Genomic DNA, 1,074 nt, shown 5'->3' on the forward strand with positions numbered 1-1,074 from the left:
CCGTCACCCCCATGGCTGCGACGAAACTGATCTCCCTCGCCGAGGCCGTTCGCCGATACACGTCCGACGGCATGCAATATGCCAGCGGGGCGGCCTTGCCGGTCGGCTCCGACGCCATCGTGTTCGGCCGCGAGCTGTTGCGACAGGGCCGGAAGAATCTGCACGCGGTCTTCCATTGCAACACCCAGCAGCTCAACCTGCTGGCCGGCGCCGGCGCGATCGACAAGGTCGAATGCGGCTTCTCCGGCCTCGAGGTGTTCGGCTTCGCCAACGGCCTGCGCCGCGCCGTCGAGAGCGGCAAGACGGCGCTCGACGACTATTCGAACCTCGCGATGCCGCTGCGTCTGCTCGGTGGCGCGCTGAACTGGCCGTTCGTGCCGGCGACCGTCAACATCGGATCCGACATCCAGGACCGCAGCGCCTTCGCCCCCGACGAGTTTCCGAGCCGCCGCAAGATCCCGACCGTGACGGATCCGTTCACGGGCCGCGAGATCGGCGCCTTCAGCGTGCTGCAGCCCGACCTCGCGGCGATCCATGTCACGCTCGCGGACCCCTCCGGCAACGCGATCATGCTGGGCACCGAGTGGAGCCGCTTCGAGCTGTCGCGCGCCGCCAGGCGCGTCGTGCTGATCGCCGACGCGATCGTCGATCCGGCCTGCATCCGCCAGTTCCCCAATCTGGTGCGGATCCCCGACATCATCGTCGAGGCGGTGGTGCACTGGCCGTTCGCGGCCTGGCCGCAGGGCTCGCCCGGCGTCTACGACATCGACGAGCCGCACATGCGGCTGATGAATCGGCTGCTCGCCACCGAGGGAGGCACGGCCGAGTACATCGAACAATACGTCACCGGATGGCGCGACCTCGACGACTATCTCGGCCTGATCGGCGAGGCGACGATCGAGCGGCTCGAGGCGACGTCCACCGGGTTCCTGCTCGACCCCTTTCGCCGCTGGATCCTTCCGCGCGACGCGGTCGCCGACCTCGAGACCGTGCGGGAGGCCGCATGAGCGCCCTGCCCTACACGCGCCAGGAGATGATGGCGATCGCGACCGGCCGCGAGATCCGCGACGGCGA

1 protein-coding gene is annotated in these 1,074 nt (G+C 68.9%); it reads left to right on the forward strand.

Annotated features, from left to right (window positions below; translation table 11 throughout):
* Positions 1-1,007 (forward strand): CoA transferase subunit A (locus ABTU92_RS30200; RefSeq protein ID WP_408095218.1); only part of this gene is annotated, 1,007 nt, incomplete at its 5' end.
* Between the last annotated feature and the right edge of the window lie 67 nt (positions 1,008-1,074).

Source organism: Rhodoplanes sp. SY1, from assembly GCF_046000175.1.
In the GTDB taxonomy this organism is placed as follows: Bacteria; Pseudomonadota; Alphaproteobacteria; order Rhizobiales; family Xanthobacteraceae; genus Rhodoplanes.